Raw genomic sequence first — 1,792 nt, 5'->3', positions numbered from 1 at the left:
CCAGGAATATGCTGACTATCAGGAGCAGCAACGCCAAAAAAACATGGCAAAAGAGGTCGAAAAGACAATTGATAAAACGCCATCTTGGTTTATTCAGCCGCCTGTTGAAAATAATGCGATTTATGCAGTAGCGACCGACTATTCAACTGACCTACAGTTTGCCGTAGACAAAGCAATGCTCAATGCCAAAGTAGGTCTTGCAAGTCAGATTAGCAATAAGGTCTCCTCAAAGATGAAGGAGTTTGCACAAGAAACAGGCACTAGTCGTGATCCGCAGCTGATTCGTGAAATTGAGAGAGTTTCTACCGAGCTCGTTACAGAGGTCAACATTCCAGGCTACACCATCTCAAAACGAGAAATCATGCAGCAAGGCACTGGTTTTAGGGCTTACGTATTACTACGCTACCCATTGGGCGACGCTAACAAGATCGTAGTTGAGCAAACTAAAAAGAGCGCTATTTTAGATTCAAAACTGCGTGCATCAAAGGCATTCCAAGAGTTGGAAAAAGATATTGCTGATAGTAAGAAAGAGTAATTTAGGCTGCTGGATATCCTGGGGCTAAGAGCCTCAGGATTAGGATTTAATCGCTGATTTTCTTAATTTTTTCTTAATCTTTCCTCGATACAGTTGTGTGTATGGAGGAAATCATGAAAATTATATTGAAGGCAGCGCCATCGCTATCTTTGCTGATCAGTGTGGGTGCTTCCCAGGCGGCTGATCCCCAAACCTTTCTAAAGTTGTACTCTGCAGAATCACAAGAGGCTCCTTCGGTCCAAAAGGGCGAAAAGTTCTTTTCATCAAAGCACGGCAATGAGTGGAGTTGTTCTTCATGCCATGGAATGCCGCCAACAGGTGAAGGCAAACATGCCTCTACCAATAAGGCGATCGCCCCCTTAGCGCCTAGCTTTAATTCTGATCGTTTTACTGATTCAGCAAAAGTCGACAAGTGGTTTAAGCGTAATTGCAATGATGTGCTAGGTAGGGCATGCACACCATCTGAAAAGGCAGACGTATTAGCCTATCTATTAAGTCTTAAAAAATAAGGTGAGCTTAATGAGAAAATTTTTTACTGCAGCAGTTATGTATCTTGTGGCAAACATGTGTTTTGCAGATGGCAATCGCCTCCCAAACTCGATTCCGCCGATCGTTAAACAAGAATGTGCAAGCTGTCACACGCTTTATCCACCTGCATTTTTGCCGGTAGATTCTTGGAGACGCATCATGGCTGGTCTGGAGAAGCACTATGGAACAGATGCATCAGTTGATGCAAAAACTAACCTTGCCATTACTCAATGGCTCACGCAATATGGTGGGACCTATAAGCGTGTTGAAGGCTCTCCACCAAATGACAGAATTACAGAGTCCCCATGGTTTATTCGGAAGCACAAAGGCGTATCTGCTAGCGTATGGAAAAATCCCAAGATAAAAAGTGCTTCAAATTGCACCGCATGCCATACCGCTGCCAATGATGGTATCTATGAGGATGACTCGATTAGGATCCCAAAATAATGAATATCAAACTTAAAAAAATACTAATCTGGGACTTGCCAACTAGATTATTTCATTGGTCACTAGCAATCTGCTTTATTGGCGCAGTCTTCACCCAAGAAAGCGAAAAGTACCGACTTTTTCACGTTACCTTTGGTTACACCATGCTGGGCCTGATTATTTTTAGGGTAATTTGGGGCGTCATTGGGACGAGGTACTCTCGATTCTCATCCTTCCTATTCGGATTTAAGGAAATAAAGGAATACATCCTGAGCTTAGTTTGTAATAGACCTGTTCATTATT

Annotated in this window: 4 protein-coding genes; all 4 read left to right on the top strand. The window is 42.8% G+C overall.

All coding sequences use genetic code 11. The annotated features are described in order from the left end of the window. Positions 1-535 (top strand): hypothetical protein (locus B7Y67_RS17005; RefSeq protein WP_293599643.1); only part of this gene is annotated, 535 nt, incomplete at its 5' end. Between the two features lie 113 nt (positions 536-648). Next, complete coding sequence (locus tag B7Y67_RS17000; protein ID WP_293599642.1) at positions 649-1,044, top strand: DUF1924 domain-containing protein; 396 nt, start codon at positions 649-651, stop codon at positions 1,042-1,044. A gap of 10 nt (positions 1,045-1,054) precedes the next feature. Then, on the top strand, positions 1,055-1,510 hold the full coding sequence (locus B7Y67_RS16995) for a diheme cytochrome c (protein WP_293599641.1): 456 nt from the start codon (positions 1,055-1,057) through the stop codon (positions 1,508-1,510). Beyond that, on the top strand, positions 1,510-1,792 hold a 283-nt coding region (locus B7Y67_RS16990; protein WP_293599640.1), incomplete at its 3' end, for a cytochrome b/b6 domain-containing protein. The genes B7Y67_RS16995 and B7Y67_RS16990, both read left to right, overlap by 1 nt.

It is taken from the genome of Polynucleobacter sp. 35-46-11 (genome assembly GCF_002281105.1).
The sequence above is the reverse complement of the archived record's forward strand: the minus strand, read 5'-3'. Positions and strand labels throughout refer to the sequence as shown.

Coding starts and splice junctions, on each gene's coding strand:
- B7Y67_RS17000 (WP_293599642.1), top strand. CDS start 649: ATGAAAATTATATTGAAGGCAGCGCCATCGCTATCTTTGCTGATCAGT.
- B7Y67_RS16995 (WP_293599641.1), top strand. CDS start 1,055: ATGAGAAAATTTTTTACTGCAGCAGTTATGTATCTTGTGGCAAACATG.